This window comes from Mesorhizobium sp. RCAM 06353, assembly GCF_059683585.1.
The window spans coordinates 3881863-3906209 of record NZ_CM185031.1; the positions used below are offsets into that span (position 1 = coordinate 3881863).

Annotated in this window: 18 protein-coding genes and 1 pseudogene; 15 read left to right on the forward strand and 4 right to left on the reverse strand. The window is 63.9% G+C overall.

Annotated features, from left to right (window positions below; translation table 11 throughout):
• The first annotated feature begins 1 nt into the window (after position 1).
• The 14 genes and pseudogenes from murG (at position 2) to AC56QX_RS18785 (ending at position 17231) form a co-directional block, all read left to right on the forward strand.
• Positions 2-1129, forward strand: a complete 1128-nt coding sequence (murG, locus tag AC56QX_RS18720; protein ID WP_497109932.1) for an undecaprenyldiphospho-muramoylpentapeptide beta-N-acetylglucosaminyltransferase — start codon at positions 2-4, stop codon at positions 1127-1129.
• Positions 1126-2526: a UDP-N-acetylmuramate--L-alanine ligase gene (gene murC, locus AC56QX_RS18725; RefSeq protein WP_497109933.1), complete on the forward strand. Its 1401-nt coding sequence runs from the start codon at positions 1126-1128 to the stop codon at positions 2524-2526. The genes murG and murC overlap by 4 nt, the downstream gene beginning before the upstream one ends.
• Entirely contained in the window at positions 2523-3488 is a 966-nt protein-coding gene (murB, locus tag AC56QX_RS18730; protein WP_497109934.1) for a UDP-N-acetylmuramate dehydrogenase, read from the forward strand. Before murC ends, murB begins: the two co-directional genes overlap by 4 nt.
• Positions 3489-3790: 302 nt before the next feature.
• Positions 3791-4717, forward strand: a complete 927-nt coding sequence (locus AC56QX_RS18735) for a D-alanine--D-alanine ligase (RefSeq protein ID WP_027044763.1) — start codon at positions 3791-3793, stop codon at positions 4715-4717.
• Positions 4705-5646, forward strand: a complete 942-nt coding sequence (locus tag AC56QX_RS18740) for a cell division protein FtsQ/DivIB (protein WP_497109935.1) — start codon at positions 4705-4707, stop codon at positions 5644-5646. Before AC56QX_RS18735 ends, AC56QX_RS18740 begins: the two co-directional genes overlap by 13 nt.
• The gene (gene ftsA / locus AC56QX_RS18745) at positions 5643-6950 is read left to right on the forward strand and encodes a cell division protein FtsA (protein ID WP_497109937.1); all 1308 of its coding nucleotides are present in this window, start codon (positions 5643-5645) and stop codon (positions 6948-6950) included. The genes AC56QX_RS18740 and ftsA overlap by 4 nt, the downstream gene beginning before the upstream one ends.
• Positions 6951-7016: 66 nt before the next feature.
• The gene (ftsZ, locus tag AC56QX_RS18750) at positions 7017-8705 is read left to right on the forward strand and encodes a cell division protein FtsZ (protein ID WP_497109938.1); all 1689 of its coding nucleotides are present in this window, start codon (positions 7017-7019) and stop codon (positions 8703-8705) included.
• Between the two features lie 280 nt (positions 8706-8985).
• Entirely contained in the window at positions 8986-9936 is a 951-nt protein-coding gene (gene lpxC, locus AC56QX_RS18755) for a UDP-3-O-acyl-N-acetylglucosamine deacetylase (protein WP_497109939.1), read from the forward strand.
• A gap of 263 nt (positions 9937-10199) precedes the next feature.
• Complete coding sequence (locus AC56QX_RS18760; protein WP_497109940.1) at positions 10200-11072, forward strand: outer membrane protein assembly factor BamD; 873 nt, start codon at positions 10200-10202, stop codon at positions 11070-11072.
• Positions 11073-11348: 276 nt separating this feature from the next.
• The gene (gene recN, locus AC56QX_RS18765) at positions 11349-13022 is read left to right on the forward strand and encodes a DNA repair protein RecN (protein WP_497109942.1); all 1674 of its coding nucleotides are present in this window, start codon (positions 11349-11351) and stop codon (positions 13020-13022) included.
• Between the two features lie 129 nt (positions 13023-13151).
• A pseudogene (gene ligA, locus AC56QX_RS18770) lies at positions 13152-15355 on the forward strand (NAD-dependent DNA ligase LigA).
• Positions 15352-16041: a DUF2461 domain-containing protein gene (locus AC56QX_RS18775; protein WP_497109944.1), complete on the forward strand. Its 690-nt coding sequence runs from the start codon at positions 15352-15354 to the stop codon at positions 16039-16041. Before ligA ends, AC56QX_RS18775 begins: the two are co-directional and overlap by 4 nt.
• Before the next feature lie 168 nt (positions 16042-16209).
• Positions 16210-16938 (forward strand): AzlC family ABC transporter permease, encoded by a 729-nt coding sequence (locus AC56QX_RS18780; RefSeq protein WP_497109946.1) that lies wholly within the window; start codon positions 16210-16212, stop codon positions 16936-16938.
• Positions 16935-17231 carry an AzlD family protein gene (locus AC56QX_RS18785; protein ID WP_475450113.1) on the forward strand — a complete coding sequence of 99 codons (297 nt, stop codon included), beginning with the start codon at positions 16935-16937 and terminating at the stop codon, positions 17229-17231. Before AC56QX_RS18780 ends, AC56QX_RS18785 begins: the two co-directional genes overlap by 4 nt.
• A gap of 36 nt (positions 17232-17267) precedes the next feature.
• Here the strand turns inward: AC56QX_RS18785 and AC56QX_RS18790 are convergent, their stop codons facing one another.
• Together AC56QX_RS18790 and AC56QX_RS18795 are read right to left on the reverse strand one after the other, a co-directional pair.
• Positions 17268-19112, reverse strand: coding sequence for an aminopeptidase P family protein (locus AC56QX_RS18790; protein ID WP_497109947.1), 1845 nt, complete (start codon positions 19110-19112; stop codon positions 17268-17270).
• 306 nt (positions 19113-19418) lie between these two features.
• Positions 19419-19763 carry a hypothetical protein gene (locus tag AC56QX_RS18795; protein WP_497109948.1) on the reverse strand — a complete coding sequence of 115 codons (345 nt, stop codon included), beginning with the start codon at positions 19761-19763 and terminating at the stop codon, positions 19419-19421.
• Between AC56QX_RS18795 and AC56QX_RS18800 the strand changes: the two genes are divergently transcribed.
• On the forward strand, positions 19755-22790 hold the full coding sequence (locus AC56QX_RS18800) for an autotransporter outer membrane beta-barrel domain-containing protein (RefSeq protein WP_497109949.1): 3036 nt from the start codon (positions 19755-19757) through the stop codon (positions 22788-22790). The genes AC56QX_RS18795 and AC56QX_RS18800 overlap by 9 nt on opposite strands.
• Positions 22791-22859: 69 nt before the next feature.
• Here AC56QX_RS18800 and AC56QX_RS18805 read toward each other — a convergent pair whose 3' ends face one another.
• Both AC56QX_RS18805 and AC56QX_RS18810 read right to left on the reverse strand, forming a co-directional pair.
• The gene (locus tag AC56QX_RS18805; RefSeq protein ID WP_497109951.1) at positions 22860-23732 is read right to left on the reverse strand and encodes a 50S ribosomal protein L11 methyltransferase; all 873 of its coding nucleotides are present in this window, start codon (positions 23730-23732) and stop codon (positions 22860-22862) included.
• 10 nt (positions 23733-23742) lie between these two features.
• The gene (locus AC56QX_RS18810) at positions 23743-24321 is read right to left on the reverse strand and encodes an SCO family protein (RefSeq protein WP_027044777.1); all 579 of its coding nucleotides are present in this window, start codon (positions 24319-24321) and stop codon (positions 23743-23745) included.
• Positions 24322-24347: the final 26 nt, after the last annotated feature.

Consider the following 24347-nt stretch of genomic DNA (forward strand, 5'->3'; position numbering starts at 1 on the left):
CATGGCGAGGGGTGTCATCCTTCTCGCGGCGGGCGGAACCGGCGGACATCTGTTTCCGGCCGAGGCGCTGGCGCATGAGCTGATCGAGCGCGGCTGGTCGGTGCAACTGGCAACCGACGACCGCGCCGAGCGGTTTGCCGGCCACTTCCCGGCTGCCGCCATCCATCCGATCCAGTCGGCGACGATGGGTTCGAAAAATCCCATCGCCGTGCTTGGCGCCTTCTGGAAAATCTGGCGCGGCGTGCGCCAGGCCTCGGCCATTATCGGCCGGATCAAGCCGGATGCGGTGGTCGGCTTTGGTGGCTACCCGACCCTGCCGCCGCTCTATGCGGCGACACGGCGCAAGGTGCCGACGCTGATCCATGAGCAGAACGCGGTGATGGGGCGCGCCAACCGGGCGCTGGCCGGCCGTGTGGATGCCATCGCCGGCGGCTTCCTGCCGCAGGATACGAGTGCCATCGGTGAAAAGACGGTGACGACAGGCAATCCGGTCCGGCCGGCGGTGCTGGAGGCGGCCAAGACGCCTTACGCGGCCTCGACCGGGGAGCAGCCTTTCCGCCTGTTGGTGTTCGGTGGCAGCCAGGGCGCCCAGTTCTTTTCCGATGCCATGCCGGGGGCCATCGGGCTGCTTTCCGATGCGCAGCGCAAGCGGCTGGTCATTACCCAACAAGCTCGCGCGGATGACGTGGCGCGAGTGAAGGCGGCCTATGCCGCCCTTGGTGTCGCCGTCGAGGTCTCGCCCTTCTTTACCGACATGGCGGCGCGCATCGCCGCGGCGCATCTGGTGATCTCGCGCTCCGGCGCCTCGACCGTGTCAGAGATCGCCGTCATCGGCCGGCCGGCGCTGCTGGTGCCCTATCCCTATGCGCTTGATCACGACCAGGCGGCGAATGCGGCAGCCCTTGCCGCTGCCGGTGGCGGCGAGGTGCACCCGCAATCGACGCTGTCGCCCGAGCGCATCGCAGCCCTCATTGGCGGGCTGATGGACAATCCCGAGCGGCTGGCGGCGATGGCGGCGGGCGCTAAATCGGCCGGCAGGCCGGACGCGGCACGGTTGCTCGCCGATCTCACAGAGGCTATTGCGTCCAGAAAAACCGTTACGGATTTCAGGAAGGGGACGCACCCATGAAGATGCCGCAGACCATCGGCCTTGTGCATTTCATCGGCATTGGCGGCATCGGCATGAGCGGCATCGCCGAAGTGCTGCACAATCTCGGCTACAAGGTGCAAGGGTCCGACCAGGCCGACAGCGCCAATGTGCAGCGGTTGCGCGACAAAGGCATCGAATGCTTCGTCGGCCACAAGGCCGAAAACCTTGGCGATGCCGAGGTGGTGGTCGTCTCGACGGCGATCAAGAAGACCAATCCGGAGTTGAAGGCCGCGCGCGAAAAACTGCTGCCGATAGTGCGCCGTGCCGAGATGCTGGCCGAATTGATGCGCTTCCGCCAGGCCGTCGCCATCGGCGGCACGCATGGCAAGACGACGACGACCTCGATGGTGGCGACCTTGTTGGAAGCCGGCGGGCTCGACCCGACCGTCATCAATGGCGGCATCATCAACGCCTATGGCACCAATGCGCGCATGGGCGACGGCGAGTGGATGGTGGTCGAGGCCGACGAGAGCGACGGCACCTTCCTCAAGCTGCCCGCAGAGATCGCGGTCGTCACCAACATCGATCCCGAGCATCTCGATCACTATGGCAGCTTCGACAAGGTGCGCGAGGCGTTCCGCCAGTTCGTCGAGAACGTGCCGTTCTACGGTTTTGGCGTGATGTGCACCGACCACCCCGAGGTGCAGGCGCTGGTCGGCCGCATCGAGGACCGTCGCGTCATCACCTATGGTGAGAACGCGCAGGCCGATGTGCGCTTCACCAATCACCGCATGGCCGGCGCCACGTCCGAGTTCGACGTGGTGATCCGCGACCGCAAGACCGGCAGCCAAAAGACGATTTCGGACCTGCGCCTGCCGATGCCTGGCCGTCACAATGTCTCCAACGCAACGGCGGCGATCGCCGTCGCGCATGAGCTTGGCCTGTCCGCCGAGGCGATCAAGAAGGGCCTGTCGTCCTTCGCCGGCGTCAAGCGCCGCTTCACCCATACCGGGTCGTGGAACGGCGTCGATGTGTTCGACGATTATGGCCACCATCCGGTCGAGATATCGGCAGTGCTGAAGGCGGCGCGCAGCGCCACCAAGGGCCGCGTCATCGCCATTGCCCAACCCCACCGCTTCACCCGGCTGCACGATCTGTTCAACGAGTTCTCCGCCTGCTTCAACGATGCCGACACGGTGATGGTCGCGCCGGTCTACGCTGCCGGCGAAGATCCGATCGACGGCGTTACGTCAGACGAACTGGTGTCGCGCATCCGTGCCGGCGGCCACCGCGACGCCCGCTATATAGAGGGCCCGGCGGCGATTGCGCCTGTTATTCGCGACCTGGCCAAGCCGGGCGACTTCGTCGTCTTCCTTGGCGCCGGCAATATCACCCAATGGGCCTATGCTCTGCCCAAGGAGCTTGCCGCCTCATGATGCACGGCCAGGCCCTGATCGACAAACTCGGCGATCGGCTTGCCGGCCTGCGCGGCCGGCTCACGCCGAATGCCGAGATGGACAAGATCACCTGGTTCCGCGCCGGTGGCCTGGCCGAGGCGCTGTTCCAGCCGGCGGACGAGGAGGACCTTGCAGCCTTCCTGCGCGCGGTTCCCGAAGAGATTCCGCTGACGATCGTCGGCGTCGGCTCGAACCTGCTGGTTCGCGACGGCGGCATTCTGGGCTTCGTCATCCGGCTTTCGGCCAAAGGCTTTGGCGAGGCCGAAATCGTTTCGCCGATCAGGATCAAGGCCGGCGCCGCGACGCCCGACAAGCGCGTGGCGGCCCTGGCGCTGGAAGCAGGCATTGGCGGCTTCCATTTCTACCATGGCATTCCGGGAGCCATTGGCGGTGCGCTCAGGATGAATGCCGGCGCCAACGGTGTCGAGACACGCGAGCGCGTCGTCGAGGTGCGGGCGCTCGACCGCAAGGGCAATGTCCAGACGTTGAGCAATGCCGAGATGGGCTATGCCTATCGCCATTCGGCGGCACCGTCCGGCCTGATCTTCACGTCAGCCGTGTTCGAAGGCTTTGCCGAAGACAAAGCCACAATCAAGGCGGCGATGGATGCCGTGCAGAACCACCGTGAGACCGTGCAGCCGATCCGCGAGAAGACCGGCGGCTCGACCTTCAAGAATCCCGAGGGCACGTCGGCCTGGAAGGAGATCGACAAGGCAGGCTGCCGCGGCCTGATGATCGGTGGCGCGCAGATGTCGCCGATGCACTGCAATTTCATGATCAACACCGGCACCGCGACCGGCTACGACCTCGAATATCTCGGCGAGACGGTGCGCGCGCGCGTGCTGGAGCATTCGGGCATCCGCCTCCATTGGGAGATCAAGCGCATCGGCAATTTCCGGCCCGGCCATGCCGTGCAGGAGTTTCTGGGCCAGCTTCTCTGATCCTGGTAGAAGTTCATGTGATGCATGAACTTCAACACGCTGCCAAAACGCGCAAAACCGTTGCTGCAAAGACTCAGCGAGGCGGTTTTCGTAGCCATTTTCTCACAAAGTGAATCTCTCGGAATCATAAGCACTTGCCAGTGAATCAACTCTCTGATTCTCTGCTCCAAAGCGTTTCCTGATTTGAGTCGTTCGACGCGTTACCCGCGTTTTCCGTCTGGGGGGCAACCTGCCGGGAGACTCGGACTCAATGTTGCGGAAATCTTGGTTTTTTGGTCCGCCGTGAGAGGGGATGACGGGGAATGAAAAGCAAGCATGTGGCCGTCCTGCTGGGAGGTTTTTCGTCCGAGCGGCCCGTGTCCCTGTCTTCTGGAAAGGCTTGCGCCGATGCGCTCGAGCAGGAAGGCTACCAGGTCACTCGCGTCGATGTTGGCCGCGATGTCGGCTCCGTGCTTGCCGAGCTCAAGCCTGATGTTGCCTTCAATGCGCTGCACGGCCCCTTTGGCGAGGACGGCACCATTCAGGGTATCCTCGAATATCTCGGCATTCCCTACACCCATTCCGGCGTGCTCGCCTCGGCGCTCGCCATGAACAAGGAGCAGGCGAAGAAGATCGTCAAATCGGTCGGTGTTCCCGTCGCCGAATCGAAGGTCACCAATCGCTTCGCCATCCAGAACAAGCACCCGATGAAGCCGCCCTATGTGGTCAAGCCGGTCAATGAGGGGTCCAGCTTTGGTGTCGTCATCGTGTCGGAGGGGCAGTCGCATCCGCCCCAGGTCGTTGGGTCGTCGGAGTGGAAATATGGCGATACCGTCATGGTCGAGCGCTACATCCACGGGCGCGAGCTGACCTGCGCCGTCATGGGCGATGTGGCGCTCGGCGTCTGCGAGATCATCCCGACGGGCCATTCCTTCTACGATTACGATTCAAAATATGTCGCGGGCGGATCAAAACACGAATGCCCCGCAAAAGTTTCACCGAATATTTACCAAAAAATACAGACACTGGCGCTCAAGGCTCACCAAGCTGTCGGCTGTCGGGGCGTTTCCCGGTCGGACTTCCGTTATGACGATCGTCACTCCGAAAATGGCGAGGTTGTATGGCTCGAGGTCAACACTCAGCCGGGTATGACGCCGACGTCTTTGGTGCCTGAAATCGCTGCCCAGGCGGGGCATTCGTTTGGTGAATTGTTGAGTTGGATGGTGGAGGACGCTTCGTGTCTGCGTTGAAATGGGGACAGGGCAAGGGGAAGGGCGCGGCCGTGCCGTCGCTGTTCGGCCTGCCATTGTCGTTTGACCATTTCGTGCTGCCGCGCGTGCTTCGTCGCCCGGTGCGCATCCTGGCGCGCCTGGGCGATGGCGACTTCGAGGCGCCACGCTTCTCCGTCACGATCATGTCGGCCGTGCTGCTCGCTTCGAGCGGCGCCTATGGCGCCTATCTCGGCGGCCATGCCGACGGCATCATCCAGAGCATCACGGCCCGGACCGGCTTTGCCGTCGATCAGGTCAAGGTGGTCGGCAACCGCCAGACCTCCGAGATCGATATTCTCGACAGGCTCGAGCTTGACGGCTGGACCTCGTTGATCGGCTTCGATGCCGAGGCCGCGCGTGAGCGCATTTCCAGCCTGCCCTGGATCGAGGTCGCGGCGGTGCGCAAGGTCTATCCGCACACGCTGGAAGTGCGTGTCGAGGAGCGCGATGCCTTCGCGCTCTGGCAGCAGGGCAATGATCTCTCGGTCATCGAAAAGGATGGCGCCATCATCGCGCCTTTCTCGGGCGGCAAGCAGGTGCTGTTGCCGCTGCTGATCGGCGACGGTGCGCCGGCCAAGGCGCCGGACTTCCTGGCCAAGATCGAAAAATATCCCGATCTGGCGAGCCGGGTCAAAGGCTATATCCGCGTTGGCGATCGGCGCTGGGACCTGAAGCTGGACAACGGCATCACCGTCAAGCTGCCTGAGGACGATGAGGACCAGGCACTCGCCGAACTCGTCAAGATGGACAAGGACAAAGGGCTTCTGTCGCGCGACATCGCTGCTGTCGACATGCGCCTCACTGACCGGCTGGTCGTGGAGTTGACGCCCGAAGCGGCGACGCAGCGCGAGGCCGCGCTCAACGAGAAGCCGAAGACCCTCAAGCGCAAGTCGGAGACGAAGATATGAGCTGGCTTGGCGGTTCAGGCGATGCCTCGTCGCGCCGGTCCGGCACTCTGACGGTGCTGGATGTTGGCTCGAACAAGGTCTGCTGCATGGTGGCCAAGCTCAAGCCGAACGATGACGGCAAGCTCTTGCGCGGCCGCTCGCACCGGATCCAGGTGATCGGCATCGGCCATCAGAAATCGCAAGGCGTGAAGTCGGGCGTGGTCGTCGATCTCGACCGCGCCGAGCATGCCATCCGCCTGTCTGTCGACGCCGCCGAGCGCATGGCGGGGCTGACGGTCGATTCGCTGATCGTCAACATGACCGCCGGCCGGCTGAAGAGCGAAAGCTTCTCGGCGACCATCAATCTTGGCGGCCACGAGGCCGACGAGGCCGACATCAAGCGGGTGCTCGGCGCCGGCGCCAAGCAGGCGCTCAGGGCCGAGCGCGAGGTGATCCATTCGCTGCCCGTCGGCTTCTCGCTCGATGCCGAACGCGGCGTGCGCGATCCGCGCGGCATGGTCGGCGACGCGCTTGGTGTCGACATGCATGTGCTGACCGGTGACGCAGCGCCCATGCGCAATCTGGAACTCTCCATCAACCGCTCGCATCTCTCGGTCGAGCGCATGGTGGCGACGCCCTACGCCAGCGGGCTGGCGGCGCTTGTCGACGATGAGCTGGAGCTGGGTGCTGCCTGCATCGATATGGGCGGCGGCACGACGACCATTTCGGTGTTTTCGGAAGGCAAGTTCGTTCACGGCGACGCCATCGCCATCGGCGGCAACCATGTCACGCTCGATATGGCCAAGGGGCTTTCGACCTCGCTCGACGCCGCCGAGCGGCTCAAGGTGATGCATGGCTCGGCGCTGCCGGGCAGCGCCGATGACCGCGACCTGGTCTCGATCCAGCCGATCGGCGACGATGGCGACGTGCCGCTGCAGATCCCGCGTTCGGTGATGACGCGCATCGTGCGCGCCCGCATCGACGAAACGCTCGAACTCTTGCGCGACCGGCTGAACAAGTCCGGCTACGGCAATGCGGTCGGCAAGCGCGTCGTGCTCACCGGCGGCGCCAGCCAACTGGCCGGCCTGCCGGAAGCGGCACGCCGCATCCTGGGACGCAATGTGCGCATCGGCCGCCCGCTTGGCGTGGCCGGCCTGCCCGAAGCGGCGAAGGGACCGGCCTTCTCGGCCGCCGTAGGGCTTCTGATCTATCCGCAGATGGCGAGCTTCGAGAGCCATCCGGCGAAAGGCATTTCCGGTCTCAGGATGACCGGAACGGGTGGAAAACTGCATCGCATGAGTCAGTGGTTGAGAGACAGTTTCTAATTGACGGGGACAGCCCCATAGGCGGCCGCGGCGGCGAAGCGGCGTGAAAGGCAAAGGACGGAGACAATGACCATCAATCTGCAGAAGCCGGACATCACCGAGCTTAAGCCGCGCATCACCGTGTTCGGTGTCGGCGGCGGCGGCGGCAATGCCGTGAACAACATGATCACCGCCGGTTTGCGCGGTGTCGAGTTCGTGGTGGCCAACACCGACGCGCAGGCGCTGACCATGTCGAAGGCCGCCCGGCTGATCCAGCTCGGCGCGCATGTCACCGAGGGGCTCGGTGCGGGATCGCAGCCGGAAGTCGGCCGCGCGGCGGCTGAAGAGTGCATCGATGAGATCCTCGATCATCTCACCAACACCCATATGTGCTTCGTCACCGCCGGCATGGGCGGAGGCACCGGCACGGGTGCTGCTCCGGTCGTTGCCCGCGCTGCCCGCGAAAAGGGCATCCTCACCGTCGGCGTCGTCACCAAGCCGTTCCACTTCGAAGGCCAGCGCCGCATGAAGACGGCCGACCTGGGCATCGAGGAACTGCAGAAATGCGTCGACACCCTGATCGTCATCCCCAACCAGAACCTGTTCCGGCTGGCCAATGACAAGACCACCTTCGCCGATGCCTTCGCCATGGCCGACCAGGTGCTTTATTCCGGTGTTGCCTGCATCACCGACCTGATGGTCAAGGAAGGCCTGATCAACCTCGACTTCGCCGACGTGCGTTCGGTGATGCGCGAGATGGGCAAGGCGATGATGGGCACCGGTGAAGCGTCGGGCGAGGGCCGTGCGATGGCCGCCGCCGAGGCAGCGATCGCCAACCCGCTGCTCGACGAGACCTCGATGAAGGGCGCCAAGGGCCTGCTGATCTCGATCACCGGCGGCCGCGACCTGACCCTGTTCGAAGTCGACGAAGCGGCGACCCGCATCCGCGAGGAAGTCGACCAGGACGCCAACATCATCCTTGGCGCCACCTTCGACGAGGAGCTCGAAGGCGTCATCCGCGTCTCGGTGGTTGCAACCGGCATCGACAAGTCGGCGGCTGAAATCGCCGCCGCACCGATCTCGATCCGTACCGCTCCGCCGAAGCCGGCCAGCCGGCCGGCCGTGGCCGCCGTGGAAAGCCGCCCGGCACCGGTCATGCAGCCTGTCTATGAGCCGCGCGCCGCCGACCCGGTCGCCGAAGCCATCCAGTTGGCCGAGGCAAACGCCGCGGCCATGGCGCAGGCTCGTCCGGCTCCGATCGCCCATGCCGACGATTTCCGCCCGCAGAGCAAGATCTTCCAGGCGCCCCCGGCACAGCCGCAGCCAATGCCGCAGCCGGTCGTCCAGCAGATGATGCAGCCGGCCCCGCAGCCGCGCGAAATGCTGCGTGAGGTTCAGCAGCCGGTGGCGATGGCGCCGCAGCGCATGCCGCGCGTCGAGGACTTTCCGCCGGTGGTGAAGGCCGAGGTGGATGCCAAGAGCCGTCCGGTCGACCATGAGAACAACAGCGGACCGATGGGCCTCTTGAAGCGCCTGACCAACGGCCTGACCCGCCGCGAAGAGGAGCCTGCACGTTTGCAGCCAGCGCAGCCGCGCGAGCCCAAGCTGCGCCAGGCCGCCCCCGAAGTACGCCGTCTCGCCAGCCAGGACGCCCAGCTCTACGCGCCGCGCCGCGGCCAGTTGGATGACCAGGGCCGCCTGACGCCGCAGACCCGGGCGACTCAGGACGACGATCAGCTGGAGATTCCGGCGTTCCTGCGCCGCCAGGCCAACTGAGCGGTTAACGGACTGTAACATTTGTTAACAGGCAGGCAAGGAATTGCTTGCCTGTTAACGTTTTAAGTGGTGCAAAATCAAAGGGTTATAATATCGAGCTCGCTCCGGCTTGCGGTTACAGAGGGTAAGAAACCGTGATTTGGAGTCTCCCTGCCGGGACACTATCTTCGCTGCCTACCATAGTCGGTGTGCCGGGATTTCGGGGGAAGTGACCCTGCCTGCCGATTTAACAAGAGCCGCGCCCTCGGGCTGGAGAAGCGGACCTAGGCATATCGGGCTTATGGGGATTGTCTTGCACGACTACCAGACGACAGTGAAGGCGCGCGCGTCGCTTACGGGCACCGGCGTTCACAGCGGCAAAGAAGTTTCCATCAGTTTCCTGCCGGCGGATGCCGATACCGGCATCGTGTTCCAGCTTGCCAACGGAGCAGAGCAGGGCCGCGAGTTCCGCGCCCTGGTCGCCGAGGTCGGCGCCACCGATTTGTGCACCATGCTTGGCGATCCAGCGGGCGAACACATCGCCACGGTCGAGCACATCATGGCCGCGCTGTTTGGGCTTGGCATCGACAATGTCCTTATCGAGATCGACGGTTCCGAAGTTCCGATCTTCGATGGCAGCGCCATGGCGTTCGTGGAGGCCATCGATCAGGCGGGCATCGAGACGCTGTCGGTTAAGCGCCGCTACATCAGGGTCATCAAGCCGGTCCGTATCGAGAACGGCGCCTCGTGGGCGGAGTTCAGGCCTTATGACGGTACGCGTTTCGAGGTCGAGATCGATTTCGAAAGCCCGGCGATCGGCCGCCAACTGTTTGCGTCCGACCTCAATGCCGATATTTTCCGCCGTGACATCGCGCGGGCGCGCACCTTCGGCTTCATGAAGGATGTCGAGCGGCTGTGGGCCGCCGGCTATGCGCTTGGATCCTCGCTCGAAAATTCGCTGGTGATCGGTGACGACAACCGCGTCATCAATATGGGCGGCCTGCGTTATCCCAACGAATTCGTGCGCCACAAGACGCTGGACGCCATGGGCGACCTGGCGCTGGCCGGAGCCCGCTTCATCGGCTGCTTCCGCTCCTATCGCGGTGGCCACAGGATGAACGCCGCGGCGTTGCGGCGCCTGCTGTCGGACCGCACGGCGTTCGAAATCGTCGAGACGACACGCCGCGAGCGTGGCCGCGCCGCCGAGATGAGCGCCATCAATGCGCCGCTCTACGCGCCCTGGATGCTCTGATTCCTTAACGTTTTTCGGATTCCATGCGGGATGGCAGGTGTGGCATCAATGCACCACCGTCCAGCGAAATTGCATGGATTCTCCGGCTCTGTCCGACCGCCACAAAAATGTGCGATTGGCTAGACATAGCGTTGCCGGGCAAGGTGGTTATGGTTTATGGCTGCTGCCGTCGATTAGTGCATGTCGCTCAAAAGTGGGGACCAGTTTTGGGACAACAGCATGCAAGAGGCATTAAAATAACGCCGAAAGGGCGCAATCCAATCATGTTCTTCACGCGAGCCGGTCAATCGAAGGCGCCCCAGCGGTCTGTTATCCTGGCGCTTTCGCTGGTTGTTCCATCGCTCTTTCTGTCGGCTTGCATGTCGTCGCCGGAGAAAGACATCGACCTGTCGAAATATGTCGACCAGACCGAGCCGGCCGACGTTCTCTACAATGAGGGCCTCGCCAATCTGAATGCCGGCCGCCTGGACGAGGCGAGCAAGAAGTTCGACGCCGTCGACCGCCAGCATCCCTATTCGGAATGGGCCCGCAAGTCGATGGTGATGGGCGCGTTCGCCGACTATCGAAAGGGCAGCTACGACGATGCGATCTCGTCGGCCAAGCGCTATCTGGCGCTTTACCCGTCCACCGATGACGCGCCCTACGCGCAGTACATCATCGGCCTGAGCTACTATCGCCAGATCAAGGATGTGACGCAGGATCAGAAGGAAGCACGCCAGACCGTGCAGACGATGCAGGATCTGGTGACGCGCTGGCCGACGTCGGAATATGTCGACGACGCCAAGGAGAAGATCCGCTTCGCCAACGACCAGCTCGCCGGCAAGGAAATGCAGATCGGCCGCTATTATCTGGAGCGCCGCGAGTACATCGCCGCCGTCAAGCGTTTCCGCAACGTGGTGGAGAACTATTCCAACACGCGCCATGTCGAGGAAGCTCTGGCCCGCCTCACCGAAAGCTATTACGCGCTGGGGCTGACCTCGGAGGCCCAGACGGCCGCCGCGGTGCTCGGCACCAACTATCCTGACAGCCCGTGGTACAAGGATTCTTACAAGCTCTTGCAGAGCAACGGGCTTTCGCCGCGTGAGAATGCCGGATCGTGGATATCCAAGGCCGGGAAGCTGATCACCGGCGCCTGATCCCCAAAGCGCGTCGCAGCGACGCGCTTTTTCGGATTGATCCGATGCTGAAACAAAAAGATAGTGCGGCGCTGCGACTCCGATTGGTCGCGTGCCGCTCCACAGCGGTTCAGTGGTTTGATTGAAGCGCTGAACCGTTCTATCTCTTGTTGACGCAATTCCTGTGGGAAAACCGTTCACACTTTTCCTGGAATTGCTCTGGCTTTTTGTTCTACGCAATTCCTGTGGGAAAATCGTTACGCACTTTTCCTGGAATTGCTTGAGGTCCGGGTTCTGATGCTTTCCAGACTGTCGATCCGCGATATCGTCCTGATCGAGAAGCTGGATATCGACTTCCAGCCTGGCCTTTCCGTGCTGACCGGCGAAACCGGCGCCGGCAAATCCATCCTGCTCGATGCCCTGTCGCTGGCGCTCGGCGCGCGCGGTGACGCCTCTTTGGTGCGCCATGGCGCGGCACAGGGCCAGGTCATTGCCGTGTTCGATGTGCCGCGCAACCATCCGGTTCGCGCGCTGCTTGTTGAAAATGCCATCGAGGATGACGGCGACATCATCCTGCGCCGCGTGCAGACGGCGGACGGCCGCACCCGCGTCTTCGTCAACGACCAGCCGTCCAGCGTCACCCTGATGCGCGATGTCGGCCGCGCGCTGGTCGAAATACACGGCCAGCACGATGAGCGCGCCCTGGTCGATCCCGGCGCCCACCGCGACGTGCTCGACGCCTTTGGTGGCCATCTCGGCGCCGTTCGCTCGACCGGCGAGGCCTGGCGGCACTGGCGCGGCTGCGAGCAGGAGCTTACCCGCCATCGCGCCAAAGTGGCGGCCGCCGCGCGCGAGGCCGACTATCTGCGCGCCGCGGTGGCGGAACTGACCAAGCTCGATCCGCAGCCCGGCGAGGAAACGGAACTGGCGGAACTGCGCGCCCACATGATGCGCGCCGAAAAGATCGCTTCCGAAATCCATGATGCGCAGGATGTGCTGTCCGGCCCGTCCTCGCCCTTGCCGCAACTGGCCAGTCTGCTGCGACGGCTGCAGCGCAAGGCGACGGAGGCGCCCGGCCTGCTCGAGGATGTGGTCAAGTCGCTGGACGAGGCGATGTTGTCGCTCGACGCGGCGCAATCCGGTGTCGAGGCGGCACTTCGCGCCACCGAATATGATCCGCAGCGGCTGGAGAAGGCGGAGGAGCGGCTGTTTTCGCTGCGCGCCGCGTCACGCAAGCACAGCGTTGCCGTCGATGATCTGGCGCAATTGCGCGACACGATGGTTGCCGATCTCGCCGATCTCGACGCCGGAGAGGAACGCCTGCACGGGCTGGAAAAGCAGGCCACTGCTGCGCGCGAGGCCTATGACATCGGCGCCGCGCAGCTTTCCTCGCTTCGCCATGCGGCGGCGGTCGGCCTGACCAAAGCCGTGATGGCCGAATTGCCGGCGCTGAAGCTCGAACGCGCCGCCTTCATCGTCGAGATGAAGAGCGAGGCCGAGACCCGCATGGAAGAGGGCATCGACCAGATCGAGTTCTGGGTGCGCACCAACCCCGGCACGCGGCCAGGCCCAATGATGAAGGTTGCATCCGGCGGCGAGCTGTCACGCTTCCTGCTGGCGCTGAAGGTGGCGTTGGCCGATCGCGGCTCAGCGCCGACGCTGGTTTTCGACGAAATCGACACTGGTGTGGGTGGCGCCGTGGCGGATGCCATCGGCCAGAGGCTGGCGCGGCTGTCGAAGCGCGTGCAGGTGCTGTCGGTCACCCATGCGCCGCAGGTGGCGGCGCGGGCGGCGACGCATTTCCTGATCTCCAAATCGGGCAGCACCGACCGCGTGGCGACCGGCATTGCCGAGATGGACAGGACGGCGCGGCAGGAAGAGATCGCCCGCATGCTGGCCGGCGCCACCATCACCGACGAGGCGCGCGCGGCCGCCGAGCGGCTGCTGCGTGAAAATACAAACGCGGCGTAAGAACATCCGGCGTCATGGCCGATTTAGGATATGGGACCGAGTCAGGATATGGCTCCATCCTGCTGTTCGGGAATGATTTTCCCAAAATCCTGATCTATTGTGACGCGCCACCGTTCGGGGGAGAAAAGCATGGCTGAAAAACCTGTCGATTCGCTCAGCGAAAGCGAGGCTGAAGCCGAACTCCAGCGGCTGGCTGAGGAGATCGCCGGGCACGACCGGCGCTACCATGCCGAGGACGCGCCGACGATTACGGATGCGGACTATGATGCGCTGCGGCGGCGCAACCTTGCCATAGAGGAGCGCTTTCCCGGCCTGGTGCGCGAAGATTCGCCCACGCTCAGGGTGGGTGCCGCACCGGCGGAAGGCTTCACCAAGGTACGTCACGCGGTGCCCATGCTTAGCCTCGCCAAGGCCTATACCGACGAGGACGTCACCGATTTCATCGAGCGCGGCCGGCGGTTCTTCGACCGCGACAAGGATCTCGACATCGCCTTCACCGCGGAACCGAAGATCGACGGGCTGTCGGCATCGCTGCGCTATGAAAAAGGCGTGTTCGTGCAGGGTGCGACGCGCGGCGACGGCGCGGTTGGCGAAGACATCACCGCCAATCTCAGAACCATCGCCGACATCCCCGCGCGGCTGAAAGGCTCGGGCTGGCCCGACACCATCGAGATACGTGGCGAGGTCTACATGACCTATGCGGAATTCGACGCGCTGAAGCAGCGCTCGGCCGCGGCCGGTGGCCAGGATTACGTCAATCCGCGCAATACGGCTGCCGGATCGCTGCGGCAGAAGGATGCGTCCGTCACTGCCAGCCGCAACCTCAAATTCTTCGCCTATGCCTGGGGCTTCACGACAGCAGATCCAGCACCAACGCAGTACGAATCGGTGCAAAAATTCGCCGACTGGGGCTTCAAGATCAGCCCTTTGATGGTGCGGGCGAAGTCGGCCGAGGAACTGGTTGCGCATTACCATCTGATCGAGGAGCAGCGCTCTTCGCTGGGCTATGACATAGACGGCGTCGTCTACAAGGTCGACCAGCTGGAGCTGCAGCGCCGCTGGGGGTTTGTCACCGGCGAGCCGCGCTGGGCGGTTGCGCATAAATTCCCGGCCGAACAGGCAATGACGACCGTGCAGAAGATCGACATCCAGGTCGGCCGCACCGGCACGCTGGCGCCGGTCGCGCGGCTTGCGCCCGTCACCGTCGGCGGCGTGGTGGTCGAGAACGTCACGCTGCACAATGAGGACTACATCAAGGGTTTCGACAGCAACGGCCTGCCGATCCGCGACGGCATCGATGTGCGCATCGGCGACACGGTGGTGATCCAGCGGGCAGGCGATGTCATCCCGCAAATCGTCAGCGTCGTCGTAGACAAGCGTCCCGCCGATGCCGTGCCTTACGATTTCCCGCATACCTGTCCGGTTTGCGGTTCGCCGGCGACGCGCGAGATCAACGAGAAGACCGGCAAGGAAGATTCCCGCCGGCGCTGCACCGGCGAGCTGATCTGCGCCGCGCAGGCCGTGGAACGGTTGCGCCATTTCGTGTCGCGCGGGGCGCTCGATATCGAGGGCTTGGGCGCCGAAAACATCGACACGTTCTTCAATGCCGGGCTGATCAAGACGGCCGCCGATATTTTCACGCTCAGGGATCGCCGTCCCGCGGTCACCAAGGCGCTTGCCGAGCGGCGCGAGGAGCAGGCCAGGCAGCGCGAGGCGGCATCCGGCAAGACGCGCAAGAATGTGCGCAGTGTCGAGGATCGCAACTATGAGGGCCTCGACAAGCTGTTTGCTGCCATCGATTCGCGCCGGGAGCCAGAACTCGACCGCTTTATCTTCGCGCTCGGCATCCGCCATATAGGCGAGACGACGGCGGCAGTGCTTGCCAAGACCTTTTCCACCATCGAGGAGCTGATCCGCGTCGGCAAGGAGACAGCGGCGGCGGAGGATCCGCACACCGTCTTCCCGTCGGTCAACGGCATCGGCGACACGGTGATCGATGCGCTGCGCGATTTCTTCGGCAATGAGCGCAATGACGACGTGCTGGACAAGCTGCTCGGAGAGGTCAAGCCGAAGCCGTATATCGTCACGGTCTCGGCCGACAGCGAGGTCGCCGGCAAGACCATCGTCTTCACCGGCTCGCTGGAGAAGATGACGCGCTCGAAGCCAAGGCGATGGCCGAGCGTCTTGGCGCCAAGGTCGCCGGCTCGGTTTCGGCCAAGACCGACCTGCTGGTGGCAGGACCGGGGGCCGGCTCCAAGCTCAAGCTTGCCAGCGAACTCGGTGTCGAAGTCATTGACGAGGACACCTGGCTGCAACGGGTCGGTAAGTCGTGACGGCGTTCAAAGGCTTCGGCCAAAAGGCCATTCCGTTCCTGAAGGCGCTGGATTTCCACCAGAGCCGAGAGTGGTTTTTGGAGAACCGCGACCTGTTCGAACAGGAATTGCGCGATCCCCTTGGCGATCTCGTCGACACGCTGACGCTGCGCTTTGCAGAGGCGGGGCTTGGTCTGCGCGGCGACCGCAAGAAGTCGCTGTTCCGCATCAATCGCGACGTGCGCTTTGCCAAGGACAAGCGGCCCTACAACCGACATGTCTCGGCGATCCTGTCGCCCGATGGCAGCAAGGCGGTGCAGGGTGTGTTCTACGTTCATATCGGGCTTGAGGGATGCTTTGCCGGCGTCGCCTGGTGGCAGCCGGAGGCCGCGTTGCTGCTGGCGATGCGGCGCGCCATCGAGACGTGGCCCGACAGGTTTCGCGCCATGGTGAAGGCGTTGAAGAAGAACGGCCTTGAACTCGATGCCGAAGACCGCATGAAGCGCACGCCGCGCGGCTTCGAGCATGTCACGGACGAGGACCTTGTCGCTGCTATCCGCAACCGGCATTTTGCCGTTCGGCATGCGATCGATCCGGCCGGCATTCACGGGCCGGAACTGGTCGAGGAACTCGTCGATTTCACCTTGCGCGCCAAGCCGCTGCTCGACTGGGGCAGGGCGATCGAGGGCAAAATCGCGAAGGACTAAGCCCCAACTTAAGCGCGGCGACGATCATTTCCGCTGATCGTTTGGCTCAAGCGAATTCGTGTGACAAGGCGGGGTATGCCACCTACATACCGCCACTCCCTTGTTGTTGTGCATGTCGTTATCCCAAATCCCACGCACTTTTTGGGCGACCTGCATCAGGAGCGGCCTATGGCGACGGACGTGATCTCAGAGAGCGGCGGCAGAAGCGACTTCTGGCAGGGCGTGCGGCTCTCCATGCCTGTTGTGGTGGCGTCGGCGCCGTTCGCGGTGCTGTTCGGGGCGCTCGCCGTCGACAACGGCTTCTCGGTGTTCGAGGCCTTCCTGATGAGCGCGCTGGTGTTCGGCGGCGCCAGCCAGATGGTCGGCATCCAGCTGTTCGGCCAGCATGTCGCGCCGTGGCTGATCGTGCTGTCGATCTTCGCCGTCAACTTCCGCCATGTGCTTTACTCCGCCGGGATCGGCCGGCGCATCGCGCACTGGCCGGTCATCCAGCAGGCGCTCGGCTATTTCATCCTCACCGATCCGCAATACGCGGTGGCTGAGGCGAGGGCGCAATCCGGCCATACCGTCGGCTTCGCCTGGTATCTGGGGCTTGGCCTGCCGGTCTATGTGTTCTGGGTGGTCGAAAGCGCGCTCGGCGCGGTGTTCGGCAGGCTGATCCCCGACACGCATGCGCTGGGCATCGATTTCCTGCTGCCGATCTATTTTCTCGGCCTGGTGATGGGCTTCCGCAAGCGGCCGCTATGGCTGCCGGTGGTGGTCGCCAGTGCCTGCGCCTCGATCATCGCCTATAAGACGGTGGGCTCGCCCTGGCACGTCTCGATCGGCGCCATCGCCGGCGTGCTGCTCGCCGTCATCCTGCCGCCACATCATAGCGGCGTGGGAGAGCGGCCATGAGCACGACCTTCTGGATCATCATCGCCGGCGCGATCGCCACCTATCTGACGCGCATCGGCGGGCATCTGGTCATCTCCCGCTTCGACAACATCCATCCGCGCGTCGAGGCCGGCCTCAACGCCGTGCCGGCGGCGGTGCTGACGACGCTGGTGGCGCCGGAGCTGTTGAATGCCGGACCGGCCGAATGGGCGGCATTGGCCGTCACCGCCGTGGTTTCGCTGCGCGGCGGGCTGATGTCGATGTTCCTGGCGGGGGCAGCGGTGCTGATCCTAGCGCGGCAATTTGTGGGATAGGGCAGCGTCAGCCTTCCAAGCTGAATGTCAGCCCGCTCAAATCTTCGCGTCGTGCGGCAGCGGCGCTGTTGCCTTTTCCAGCCAGGCCAGCGTTTCGCCGTCGAGCATCGGTCCGATCTCGGCCAGCACGCGGGCATGGTAGGCGTCGAGCCAATGCAGTTCCTCGCGCGTCAGCAGCTCTGACCGCACCAACCGCTTGTCGATCGGGGCGAGCGTCAGCGTCTCGAAGCCGTGCATGGCGATGTCGCCGCCTTCGATCTGTTCGGCTGGCGTCACCAGGATGAGATTCTCGATGCGGATGCCGTAGACGCCTTCCTTGTAGTAGCCGGGCTCGTTGGACAGCATCATGCCTTCGAGCAGCCTTTCGGTGCCGGTGCGGGCAATGCGCTGCGGCCCCTCATGCACGGCGAGATACGAGCCGACGCCATGGCCGGTGCCATGGGCGAAGTCGCAGCCATGCTTCCACAGCGCCATGCGGGCGACAGCGTCGATCTCCGAGCCGCGTGTGCCGGTGGGGAAGCGCAACGTGGAAATGCCGATCATGCCTTTCAACACCAGTGTGAAGCGTTCGCGCATCTCCTCGGTCGGCTGGCCGATCGGCACGGTGCGGGTGATGTCGGTGGTGCCGTCCTGATACTGCGCGCCGGAATCGAGCAGGAACAGCTCGCCGGCCTGCAATTTGCGGCTGGTGGCGCGAGACACGCGGTAATGCATGATGGCGCCGTTCGGTCCGGCGCCGGAAATGGTGTCGAAGGAGACGTCGCGCAGCGGCATCTGCGTTTCCTCGCCGGTCTGCCGGCGGCTCTCCTCCAGCCGGGTGACGACCGCGATTTCGTCGAGCGAGCCGGGTTTCTGGCGCTCCAGCCAGCACAGGAGCTTTGCCACCGCCGCGCCGTCACGGCGATGCGCGGCGCGCGAGCCGTTGATCTCGGCCTGGTTCTTGGTGGCGCGCGGGATGCGGGCAGGATCTGGCGCGGCAACCACCGTGCCGCTATTGTCCTCGACCAGCATGCGCAGCCGGTCGGCCGCCAGCACCGGGTCGAGCGCGATCTTCGCGCCGCCCTTGGCAAGTGCTGCGATCGCCGCTTCGAATTCGCCGGGCTCATGCAGATCGGCGAGTTGGGTGAGATAGGCCGCGACCTGGCGCGGGAATTTGCGCTTGTCCATGAACAGCTGGTGCGATCCGTCGGCGGCGAGGATGGCGAAGCCGAGCGCCAGCGGCGTGTGCGGCACGTCGCCGCCACGGATGTTGAAGGCCCAGGCGATGGAGGAGGGGTCGGTCAGCACCGCATGGGTGGCGCCGTCCTTGCCGATCGCTGCCGCCAGCCGCGCCAGCTTGTCCTTGGCGAGTTCGCCGGCAAAGCCGATCGGGTGCAGCTCGACCGGGGCCACCGGTGCTTCGGGCTGATCCTTCCAGATGATGTCGATCGGGTTCCTGTCGAGCGGCACCAGAACGGCGCCGGTCTTGTCGGCCGAGGCCTGCAGCGCCTTGACCTCGCTGATCGTGTGCAGCCATGGATCGAAGCCCAGCCGCGCGCCCTTGCCGATATTGTCCTTGAGCCAGACGGCGGGTGGGTTGTCGACCAGGCTTTGGATCGAAAAGATGTCGAGATCGACCTCACTGCGCACCTGCAGCGTATAGCGCCCGTCGACAAAGACGAAGGCGCGGTCGCGCAAAACGATGGCGACGCCGGCCGAGCCGCTGAAGCCGGTCAGCCATTTCAGTCGTGCCGAGCGATCGGCGACATATTCGCCCTGATGCTCGTCGGCGCGCGGAACGATGAAACCATCGAGGCCATTCGCGGCCAGCCACTGGCGCAGCAGCGCCACGCGCGGCTTGCCGACGGAAGGGTCGCCCGCGGAATCGAAGGTCTGGAACATGATGGGCCTCCTGAGCTGGCCTGACCGTAGCCTATAGGCCCGGAAATCGGAATCGATTTCCGGCCGGCGCAAACTGCTACAGCGCCGTCTGGCTGACAACCGAATGGGGCTGGTCCAGCAGCACGAAAGCTGGATTGTCGTTCCTCATCCCCGACACGACGCGGCATTGCCGCGCTGCCGCCAGCACCGGGGAATTGCAACCAGAAAAAGTCAGCAAAGGCTGCTTTTTGAGCGTGCGTCACTTCGCACGGCAAGTTATCTGGTTCGGGTTTTCTTGTCTTGACCGCCGGGGGTAGGGCCTTCCGGTCAGGGTTGGTGTCGGGGAACCTGTTCCGGCACGCTGTTGAAAGCCATGATGCCATGCGCCGCTTGCAGGGTCGATGTTGAAAATGAGGACGATATCCAGAGCCAGTCAGCCGGCAAAAACCGTGCTTGTTCGCAGTCCGGCATCTGTTGTGGCCAACTATTGATTGATGCAAATTCGCAACGGATTTGCTCTGATTTCTTGTCTGGGCTCTGTGTTGCTTGGTTCCGGTAATCTTTACGGCTTACATTCGCTTGTCTCTCGGCAGCGGGTTTCGTAGCGTCGCCATGGGCTTCAAGGGTCGATTCAGCCAATGGATGGTTGGTCGGGGGATTTTCATGAGACATTCCGTTTCTACAGTGCGTGCCAAAGGCGATGGCGAGGTGAATGCGCGGCTTGCGGGCTCGCTTCTGTCGTCCACGTCGCTTCCGGCTCTGCTGATTGCCGGGCTGATTGCGGCCGCTGTAACGCCGATCATCTCCGGTGCCGCCTCGGCCGAGGATTTCACTCACAACAGCGGCGATTGGGGCATAGCTGCGAACTGGACTCCGGAAACGATTCCCAACGGCGTCGATGCGGTCGCGAACTTCAACCATGATGCGCCGGACCAGGGGCTCGGCTATACCGTTTTTCTGACTGGCGGACCCTATACGGTCGGCACACTGAACTTGAATGCCACGAGCACCTCCGGCGGTTACCGGTTTTCAAACGGCGTTTTGAATTTCCAGGCCTCCGGGCAGGCCGCGATCAACGTGCAGACGAACAATTTCATTCCCGACCTGGACGCCGGCGCCAGTTTCAATCTCGTCTCCGACACTGTCGTCACGGTCGATGCCGGTGCTCATTTTACGGCGGATGGAGTGATCTCGGGTGCAAGCCTCACCAAAAGCGGTGACGGCTTGCTGACCTTGAATGGCGCAAACACCTACACTGGCGGCACCAACCTCTATGGCGGCACGCTCAGCCTCGGCAACAACAACGCGCTGGGAACCGGCCTGCTTTCCGCCTTCAGTGGAACGGTGATCGATATCCAGGATGGCGTCACGATCAACAACGACCTGACCATCGATCTCAGCCAGACCATCAATGTCGGATCCGGGGCAACCGGAACCTATGCCGGCCAGATTTCGGACCTCAGCGATCCATCCGCGGTCGTCAAGACCGGTGCCGGCACGCTCGTGCTGACCAACAACAACAGTTTCGGCTCCGGCGCCCGGATCGAGGAGGGAACGATCCGGGTCACGGCCGATCATGCTTTGGGTTTGGGGCCGATCACGCTGGATGGCGGCACGCTGCAGGCAGGTGCGAACCTCACCCTTCCGAATGTTTCGATCCTGTTCGGCGCCGCTGGCGGCACCATCGACACGAACGGCTTCGACGTCAGCACCTCCGCCAGCATGGGAGACGACAGCACGCCGAGCGGGACATTCACCAAGACAGGCGCCGGCACGCTGACCGTGGAAGGTTTTGACGGCAACAACAACTATGCCACGGCCACCGATGTCGCCCAAGGCACGCTCAAGGCGGGCCTGTTCGCCACCAACATTTTCAGCGCTAACAGCGCCTATACGATCGAAAGCGGTGCAACGCTCGATCTCAACAATTTCGACCAGGCGATCGGTTCGCTGGCCGGCGCCGGAGCGGTTAATGCCGGGACAGGCAAGCTGACGACCGGAGGCAATAATGGCTCGACGGTGTTCTCGGGCGTCATCACAGGTACCAACGGGTTGATCAAGGACGGCACGGGAACTTTCGAGCTGTCGGGTACGAACGCGTTGTCGGGTACGACCGAGGTGAAGGCCGGTACCTTGCTGGTTTCGGGTTCCCTGATCGGTTCGGCCATTACAGTCGACAGCGGCGCCACGCTCGCCGGCGGCGGTCCGGTTGGCTCGATCTCTGTTTCCGGCACGGTTGCGCCCGGCAAGAATGGCATCGGCACGCTGGCGGTCTATGGCGACGCCAGCTTCGCATCCGGCTCGACCTATGCGGTGGAACTGAATGCCGCCGGCGCTACCGATCGGATCATTGCCGTAGGCACGGCAAGCATAGCCCCAGGCGCCGGCTTGAGCGTGACCAATATTGGGCTGGACGATTTGGTGGCGGGCGCCCACTACGTCGTGCTTCAAGCCGCCAGCGTGGCCGGAACCTTCACCCTGGTGGGCGATCCGCAGGTCTCCGCCTTCGTCCGTCTGAGCACCCACTCGATCACGACGCAGGCCTATGTCGACGTCATCCAGACGCAGACCTTCGGTTCGGCCGGCGTGACGCCGAACCAGATCGCCACCGGTGACGGGCTGGACAGCGCGGCCAGCAGTGCCTTGGTCAGCGCGGTGCTTGACTTGCCGAGCGATGCAGCCGCGCAGGCCGCTTTCGACCAGCTTTCCGGCGAAATCCATGCTTCGGCCAAGGGTATGCTGGTGCAGGACAGCCACTTCCTGCAGGACGCGGTGACGGCGCGCCTGCGCGCTGCCTTCGGCGACAGCGGCAAGACCGCCTCGCTGCCGGTCATGGCCTATGGCGAGGACGGCGTGCAGCCCGTTGCCGCCGACACAGATCGCTTCGCCATCTGGTCGCAGGGATTTGGCTCCTGGGGCGGTGCCGATAGCGACGGCAATGCGGCTGCCTTCGATCGTTCGACGGGCGGCCTGCTGGTCGGCGCCGACGGCCTGGCCGGCGACTGGCGCATCGGCGTGGTCGGCGGCTACAGCCGCACCAGTTTCAATGCCGACGACAGGAACTCGTCCGGCGACAGCGACAATTACCATCTCGGCCTCTACGGCGGCACCAATTGGGGCGCTGTCGCCTTGCGCACCGGTGCCGCCTACACCTGGCACCGGATCTCGACATCGCGCTCCGTCGCTTTCCAGGGCTTCACCGACAGCCTGTCGGCCGACTACGACGCCGCGACCGCGCAGGCCTTCGGCGAACTGGCCTACAAGACCGACGCCGGGCCGTTTGCCTTCGAGCCCTTCGCCAATCTTGCTTATGTGAACCTGCACACGGATGGCTTTGCGGAAACGGGTGGCACCGCGGCGCTGACAAGCAGCAGTTCGACCGCAGATGCGACCTTCACCACGCTCGGCGTCAGGGCGTCGACCGACGTTACCCTTGGCGGCGTTGCCGCGACCGCGCGCGGCATGCTCGGCTGGCGCCACGCCTTCGGTGACGTCACGCCACTATCGACCGTTGCCTTCGCGGGTGGTGACAGCTTCACCATTGCCGGTGTGCCGATCGCCAGGGATGCGGTGCTGGTCGAAGCCGGCTTCGACGTGCAATTGGCGCACAACGCCACGCTTGGCCTGTCCTATGCCGGACAGTTCGGGGCGGATGCCTTCGACAATGGGTTCAAGGCCAATCTGGGCATCAGCTTCTAGCCAGTTGGCCTGACCTCAATCTCAACACCTTGGCAATGGCGGGGAAAGACCGGCGGTGCCTTGCCGGCCTCAATGCTTGAGGTGGATCGTCACCCAGCCTTCGCGGTGCAGCGTGCGCACGTGGCGAAAATTCTGGCCGACATAGGCCGAGATGACGGCGTCGCGCTGGCGCTCGAGGATGCCTGACAGCACGATCGAGCCGCCAAGCGTGATGTGTCCGGCCATTTGCGGCGCCAGCCGCATCAGCGGCCGCGCCAATATGTTGGCGACGATGAGATCGAAGGGGCCGCGCTTGCCGAAGATCGGGTGGTGAAAGCCCGGCGCGGTCACTGTTTCGATTAGCCCCTTGACGTGGTTGAGCCGTGCATTGGCGGCGGCGACCTTCACCGCCACCGGATCGATGTCGGTGGCCAGCACCGGAATATGCGCCAGCTTGGCGACGGCGATCGCCAGCACGGCGCTGCCGGTGCCGAGATCGAGCGCATTGCGCGGCTGTTCGCGCCGCACCACTTTCTCCAGCATTTCGAGGCAGCCGGCGGTGGTGCCGTGATGGCCGGTGCCGAAGGCAAGGCCGGCCTCGATCTCGATGGCGAGTTCGCCGCTGTGGCGCTTCGTGCGATCATGCCCGCCGTGGACGAAGAAACGGCCGGCGCGCACCGGCTTCAGACCTTCCAGAGAGTGGACGACCCAGTCGATATCGGGCAGCGCCTCGCGCCCGATCGGCTTCGACAGAGCGAGGCCGGCGAGAACGTCCTTCATCCGCGCCTCGACAGCATCGACGTCGCCATCGGTATAAAGCGAGACTTCGTGGATATCCTGGTCCTCGTCGACCTCGATCACGGCGATCGGCAGGCCTTCATCCTCGAAGGCCATTTCGAGCGCCGCGAAGACGCGCTCCGCCTCGATCTTTCCGGTGGTGAAATGGAGCCGCGTCTGGGTCATCGAGTCAGTATCAACCCTTGGCCGCGAGGCGCTTCAGCTTTTCGACTGCGGTGCTGGCGCTTTCGCCATAGGCGATCGTGCCGGCAAAGTCGCCCTTGGCGTTGAGCAGCAGCACCGAGGCCGTGTGGTCCATCGTGTAGTCGCCGTCGCCGGTGTCGACCTTCTTCCAGTAGATGCCGAACGACTTGGCCATGGCATGGACCTTGTCCGGGTCGCCGGTGATGCCGGTGATGCGGTCGGAGAAGTTGCTGACATAGGCGTTCATCACCGCGGGCGTGTCACGCTCCGGGTCGACCGAGACGAAATAGGCATGCAAGGTCTTGCCGTCGTCGCCGAGCGTCTTCAGCCAGCCGGAGAGTTCGAACAGCGTGGTCGGGCAGACTTCGGGGCAATGGGTAAAGCCGAAGAAGACGACGCTGGGCTGCCCCCGGAAGGCGGCTTCGGTGATCGGCGCGCCTTTCTGGTCGACTAAAGTGAAGGGGGCGCCGAACGGCTCACCGCCATAATGGCCGCGATACCAGTCGAAGGTCAGCCAGCCGATGCCGGCCGCCATCAGGACGAGAATGCCGACCAGGATAGAACGCATCATCAGAAAAGTCCGTCTGCAGAAATCAT

Bases quoted from the DNA above. Each gene is read 5' to 3' on its own strand.
- murC (WP_497109933.1), top strand. From the start codon at position 1,126: ATGAAGATGCCGCAGACCATCGGCCTTGTGCATTTCATCGGCATTGGC.
- ftsA (WP_497109937.1), top strand. From the start codon at position 5,643: ATGAGCTGGCTTGGCGGTTCAGGCGATGCCTCGTCGCGCCGGTCCGGC.
- AC56QX_RS18735 (WP_027044763.1), top strand. From the start codon at position 3,791: ATGAAAAGCAAGCATGTGGCCGTCCTGCTGGGAGGTTTTTCGTCCGAG.
- AC56QX_RS18810 (WP_027044777.1), bottom strand. From the start codon at position 24,321: ATGATGCGTTCTATCCTGGTCGGCATTCTCGTCCTGATGGCGGCCGGC.
- recN (WP_497109942.1), top strand. From the start codon at position 11,349: ATGCTTTCCAGACTGTCGATCCGCGATATCGTCCTGATCGAGAAGCTG.
- AC56QX_RS18790 (WP_497109947.1), bottom strand. From the start codon at position 19,112: ATGTTCCAGACCTTCGATTCCGCGGGCGACCCTTCCGTCGGCAAGCCG.
- ftsZ (WP_497109938.1), top strand. From the start codon at position 7,017: ATGACCATCAATCTGCAGAAGCCGGACATCACCGAGCTTAAGCCGCGC.
- AC56QX_RS18795 (WP_497109948.1), bottom strand. From the start codon at position 19,763: ATGTCTCATGAAAATCCCCCGACCAACCATCCATTGGCTGAATCGACC.
- lpxC (WP_497109939.1), top strand. From the start codon at position 8,986: ATGGGGATTGTCTTGCACGACTACCAGACGACAGTGAAGGCGCGCGCG.
- AC56QX_RS18800 (WP_497109949.1), top strand. From the start codon at position 19,755: ATGAGACATTCCGTTTCTACAGTGCGTGCCAAAGGCGATGGCGAGGTG.
- murB (WP_497109934.1), top strand. From the start codon at position 2,523: ATGATGCACGGCCAGGCCCTGATCGACAAACTCGGCGATCGGCTTGCC.
- AC56QX_RS18785 (WP_475450113.1), top strand. From the start codon at position 16,935: ATGAGCACGACCTTCTGGATCATCATCGCCGGCGCGATCGCCACCTAT.
- murG (WP_497109932.1), top strand. From the start codon at position 2: ATGGCGAGGGGTGTCATCCTTCTCGCGGCGGGCGGAACCGGCGGACAT.
- AC56QX_RS18805 (WP_497109951.1), bottom strand. From the start codon at position 23,732: ATGACCCAGACGCGGCTCCATTTCACCACCGGAAAGATCGAGGCGGAG.
- AC56QX_RS18760 (WP_497109940.1), top strand. From the start codon at position 10,200: ATGTTCTTCACGCGAGCCGGTCAATCGAAGGCGCCCCAGCGGTCTGTT.
- AC56QX_RS18780 (WP_497109946.1), top strand. From the start codon at position 16,210: ATGGCGACGGACGTGATCTCAGAGAGCGGCGGCAGAAGCGACTTCTGG.